Source organism: Streptomyces sp. NH27 (assembly GCF_056859195.1).
The window spans coordinates 1-5102 of sequence record NZ_JACEGK010000551.1 but is presented as its reverse complement, the minus strand read 5'-3'; the positions used below and the strand labels follow the sequence as shown (position 1 = coordinate 5102).

General features: G+C 74.0%; 5 protein-coding genes. 3 read left to right on the top strand and 2 right to left on the bottom strand.

Going from position 1 to position 5102, the window contains the following annotated elements:
* Positions 1 to 117: 117 nt before the first annotated feature.
* Positions 118 to 1632: a glycerol kinase GlpK gene (gene glpK, locus AC13HU_RS31685; protein WP_483045421.1), complete on the top strand. Its 1515-nt coding sequence runs from the start codon at positions 118 to 120 to the stop codon at positions 1630 to 1632.
* Positions 1633 to 1639: 7 nt separating this feature from the next.
* Entirely contained in the window at positions 1640 to 3253 is a 1614-nt protein-coding gene (locus AC13HU_RS31680; RefSeq protein ID WP_483045420.1) for a glycerol-3-phosphate dehydrogenase/oxidase, read from the top strand.
* Positions 3254 to 3361: 108 nt separating this feature from the next.
* On the opposite strand, the gene AC13HU_RS31675 is transcribed toward AC13HU_RS31680, so the two are convergent.
* Both AC13HU_RS31675 and AC13HU_RS31670 read right to left on the bottom strand, forming a co-directional pair.
* The gene (locus AC13HU_RS31675; RefSeq protein WP_483045419.1) at positions 3362 to 4144 is read right to left on the bottom strand and encodes a nucleotidyltransferase domain-containing protein; all 783 of its coding nucleotides are present in this window, start codon (positions 4142 to 4144) and stop codon (positions 3362 to 3364) included.
* Complete coding sequence (locus tag AC13HU_RS31670; protein WP_483045418.1) at positions 4141 to 4737, bottom strand: TIGR03086 family metal-binding protein; 597 nt, start codon at positions 4735 to 4737, stop codon at positions 4141 to 4143. The genes AC13HU_RS31675 and AC13HU_RS31670 overlap by 4 nt, the downstream gene beginning before the upstream one ends.
* An 80-nt stretch (positions 4738 to 4817) precedes the next feature.
* Between AC13HU_RS31670 and AC13HU_RS31665 the strand changes: the two genes are divergently transcribed.
* The coding region (locus AC13HU_RS31665) for a DUF6597 domain-containing transcriptional factor (protein WP_483045417.1) at positions 4818 to 5102 on the top strand (285 nt) is incomplete at its 3' end.

Genomic DNA, 5102 nt, shown 5'->3' with positions numbered 1-5102 from the left:
CAGCAGGAGCACACCGTGACCGACACCCCGACCGGCACCGACACCGCCGCCGGCACCACCTCCGCCACCCCGGCCGCCGGCTCTTCCGCCGGCTCCTCCCACGGCTCGGGCCCGTTCATCGCCGCGATCGACCAGGGCACCACCTCCAGCCGCTGCATCGTCTTCGACCGGGACGGCCGGATCGTCGCCGTCGACCAGAAGGAGCACGAGCAGATCTTCCCCAAGCCGGGCTGGGTGGAGCACGACGCCGCCGAGATCTGGACCAACGTCCAGGAGGTGGTGGCCGGCGCCATCCGCAAGGCCGCCCAGGACATCCCCGGCTTCAAGCCCGCCGACGTCAAGGCGATCGGCATCACCAACCAGCGCGAGACGACGCTGCTGTGGGACCGGCACACCGGCGAGCCGGTGCACAACGCGCTGGTCTGGCAGGACACCCGCACCGACACGCTCTGCCGCGAACTGGGCCGGGACGTCGGCCAGGACCGGTTCCGCGCGACGACCGGGCTGCCGCTCGCGTCGTACTTCGCCGGCCCGAAGATCCGCTGGCTGCTGGACCACGTCGACGGCCTGCGCGAGCGCGCCGAGGCCGGCGACATCCTCTTCGGCACCATGGACTCCTGGGTGATCTGGAACCTCACCGGCGGGGCGAACGGCGGCGTGCACGTCACGGACGTCACCAACGCCTCCCGCACCCTGCTGATGGACCTGCGCACCCTCGACTGGGACCCGGCCATCCTCGACGCGATCGGCGTGCCGGCCGCGGTGCTGCCGCGCATCGGCTCCTCCTCCGAGGTGTACGGCACGGCGGACATCGGCGGCCTGTCGGACGTCCCGGTGGCCTCCGCGCTCGGCGACCAGCAAGCCGCGCTCTTCGGCCAGACCTGCTTCTCCCCCGGCGAGGCCAAGTCCACCTACGGCACCGGCACGTTCATGCTGCTCAACACCGGCAAGACCCCAATCGACTCCCACAACGGCCTGATCACCACCGTCGGTTACCGGATCGGCGACGACGCCCCCGTCTACGCGCTGGAAGGGTCGATCGCGGTCACCGGCGCCCTGGTGCAGTGGATGCGCGACCAGATGGGCCTGATCAGCACGGCGGCCGAGATCGAGACGCTGGCGCTGACCGTCGAGGACAACGGCGGCGCCTACTTCGTCCCGGCCTTCTCCGGGCTGTTCGCGCCCTACTGGCAGGACGACGCCCGCGGGGTGATCGCCGGGCTGACCCGCTACGTCACCAAGGCGCACATCGCCCGCGCCGTCCTGGAGGCGACCGCCTGGCAGACCCGCGAGATCGCCGACGCGATGACCAAGGACTCCGGCGTCGAGCTGGCCGCCCTGAAGGTCGACGGCGGCATGACCTCCAACAACCTCCTCATGCAGACCCTCGCCGACGTGCTGGCCGCACCCGTGGTGCGCCCCATGGTCGCCGAGACCACCTGCCTGGGCGCGGCCTACGCCGCCGGCCTCGCGGTCGGCTTCTGGCCGGACACCGACGCGCTGCGCGCCAACTGGAAGCGGGCAGCGGAGTGGACGCCCCGGATGGCCGACGCCGACCGGGACCGCGAGTACCACAACTGGCGCAAGGCCGTGACCCGGACCATGGGCTGGATCGAAGAAGAGGAGCACTGAGAACGCCATGACCACCCTGCAACGCGTCCCCGCCCTGGGGACGCACCCGACCGCCGGCGCGAACCCCGGGCGGGCCCAGACCCGCGACCTGCTCGGGCACGCCACGTACGACCTGCTGGTGATCGGCGGCGGCATCCTCGGCATCACCACCGCCTGGCACGCCGCCCAGTCGGGACTGCGGGTGGCGATGGTGGACGCCGGCGACTTCGCCGGCGCCACCTCCTCGGCCTCCTCCAAGCTGCTGCACGGCGGCCTGCGCTACCTCCAGACCGGAGCGGTGCGGCTGGTCGCCGAGAACCACGTCGAGCGACGCGCGGTCTCCCGCGACGTGGCGCCGCACCTGGCCAATCCGCTCACCTTCTACCTGCCGGTGTACAAGGGCGGGCCGCACGGCGCGGCCAAGCTCGGCGCGGGCGTCTTCGCGTACTCCGCGCTGTCCGCCTTCCGCGACGGCGTCGGGCATGTCATCAGCCCGGCCCGGGCCGCCCGCGACGTGCCCGAGCTGCGCACCGACGACCTGCGCGCGGTCGCGGTCTACGAGGACGGGCAGATGAACGACGCCCGGATGGCGCTGATGACGGTGCGTGCCGCGGTCGGCGCGGGCGCGACCGTGCTCAACCACGCCGAGGTCACCGGGCTGCGCTTCACCCGCGGCCGGGTGACCGGCGCGGATCTGCGCGACCGCACCGACGGCACCGAGTTCGGCGTGGACGCGCGGCTGGTGCTCAACGCGACCGGCCCGTGGGTGGACCGCCTGCGGCGGATGGAGGACCCGGCCGCGGACCCGTCGATCCGGCTGTCCAAGGGCGCCCACCTGGTGCTGAAGCGGACCTCGCCGTGGCGGGCCGCGCTGGCCACGCCGATCGACAAGTACCGGATCACCTTCGCGCTGCCCTGGGAGGGCATGCTGCTGCTCGGCACGACCGACGAGGCGTACGAAGGCGACCCGGGCGAAGTGGCGGTCACCGAGGCCGACATCGGCCAGATCCTGGACGAGGCGGCCTTCTCGGTCCGGGACCGGCAGCTGACCCGGGACCTGATCACGTACTCCTTCGCCGGGCTGCGGGTGCTGCCGGGCGGCCCCGGGGACACCGCGAAAGCGAAGCGGGAGACGGTGGTCACCGAGGGCCGCGGCGGCATGCTGTCGGTCGCGGGCGGCAAGTGGACCACCTTCCGACACATCGGCCGCACAGTGCTGGCGAAGCTCGCCGAACTGCCCGGGCACCCGCTCGCCGACGACATGGAGCCGCTGTCCCGGCTGCCCAAGCACGCCCCGCTGCCCGGGTTCGCCAGCCCCGGCGCGGTCGCGCACCGCCTGGTGGTCGACGGCATCGCGCCCGGCCCGCGGATGGCCGGCGACACCGCAGGTCATCTCGCCGGGCACTACGGCTCGCTCGCCTTCGACATCGCCCGCCTCGCCAACGAGGACCCGGCCCTCGCGACGCGCATCCACCCGGACGCCCCGGAGATCTGGGCGCAGGTGGTCTACGCCCGCGACCACGAGTGGGCGTACGACGCGGACGACGTGCTGCGCCGGCGGACCACGCTGACCATCCGCGGCCTGGACACGCCGGAGGTACGGGCCGGCGTGGAGCGCATCCTGCGGGCGCGGCGGGACTGAGACCGACCGGCAAACGGAGGGCGGCGGCTGGGCCCGGCGGAACGCCGGAGCCGGCTGGGGCGGCCCGTCGCGCCGGCGCGGCCTCGCCCCCTGCACGAGGCCGCGCTTTCAGCTGCCGACCGGCGGGTGCTCGGGGGTCAGCAGCGCGTCGAGTTCCGCGAGGAGCGCGGCGGGGTGCTCGTGGCCGATCCGGTCCAGCAGGGTCAGCCAGCGCTCCCGGCCCTCCCGCCACAGGTCGGCGAGGGTGCCGGCGGCGACCGCGTCGACCGTACGGCGCGGCAGTTCGGCCTCGGCGGCCCGGGACGGGGTGAGCCAGTGGGCGGTGCTGTGCTCGGCGAGGCGGGCCATCCACAGCAGGTGGCGGGCGGCGTGCGCGAGGGCGTCCTGGGCGCGCAGCCGCTCGCCGCGGGCGGTGACGTGGGCGGCGAACACCATCCAGTTCGCGAACCGCCCGCACAGGTCGGCGATCTCGTCGGCGGTGGCGGGCAGCGCGGCCTGCTCGGGCAGCGCGGCGAGCACCGGGGTGAGCGCCCCGTCGCGGTCCACCACGACCATCGCGTCGACGGCCGCGCCCCGGGCCGGCCACTCCCCCACCGACGCGATGTCCTCAGTGCTGGCGAAGTGGAACTCGCCGCGGACCGGGCCGGGGAAGAGCGCCACATGGGTGCCGAACTCGTTGCGCAGCATCAGGTGGACCGGGGCGACCTCGGCGCACCAGGCGGCCGGGTCGAGGGCGGCGCGCGCCTTCGGGTCGAAGAACAGCCAGAACTCGACATCGCTGTGCGCGTCGCCCTCGCCCGCCGCGAACGAGCCGTACATCAGGGCCGCGCGGATGGTCTCGTCGGCGCGGCACAACGCCCGCACCCGGTCGATCAGTTCGTACTGGATCACGCGCGCCAGTATGGGTCCCGGCCGGATCCGGCGACAGCGATTTCCAGCGCGGTGGCGCCGGGCCGGGCCGGGACCGGGTCGGCGAACCCCTTGTACTGGCGGTACATGTCGGCGAACTCCCCGACCACGTCGCGCATCAGCTGCGCGGTGGCGTCGTCGGCGCGGTACTCCTGGCCGGTGGCCTTGGCGAGGTCCCAGCCGTGCAGGGCGAGTTCGAGGAAGAGCATGCGCGCGGTGGCGTCGGCCGGCATGGCCGCCTCGCCCATCGGGATCTCGCCCTCCCACGCGGCGGGTTCGGCCCACGCGGCCAGTGCGCGGTCGAGCTGCCGCGCGTAGGCCGCGGCCCACTCCGGTTCCGCGGTGAAGTCGCGGGTGGCCAGGTCGTCGGGGTGCGGCTCGCGGCGGGCGCGCAGCTCCATGCCGAGGCCGGTGTACGCGACGAGGTGGTTGACCAGGGCGCGGGTGTCGTACTCGGGGCAGGGCGTGGGGCCGGTGAGCTGCCCGGGCGTGACCGCCGCGGTGATCCGGGCGGCCTCGGCGGCGGCGTCGGCGAGCTGCGGGTGGATGGTGCGGTGCGGATCGGTGACGTTCATGGGCCCGACGCTAGGACGCGGCACGTCGGCCGGTCTTGAACAAACGCGACACACCGCCTGTGGCTCCATAGGCTGGGCCCATGAGCAGGTACGGGATGGGGCGCGGGGTGCTGCGGCCGGCGACGGCCGCGGCCCACCTCACGGTCCCGCTGCACCCGCCGGCCGCCGCCCTCGCGCCGTACGTCGAGTACTACTGGAACCCGCGCTGGGACCTGCGCGGCCGGCCCGACCATGTGCAGGACGTGCTCGCGCACCCGAACGTGCACCTGGTCTTCGAGGAGCCGGTGCCGCTGGTGTACGGGGTGCAGCGGGCGCTGTACCGGCGGGTTCTGCACGGGAGGGGGCAGGCGTTCGGGGGGCGGTTC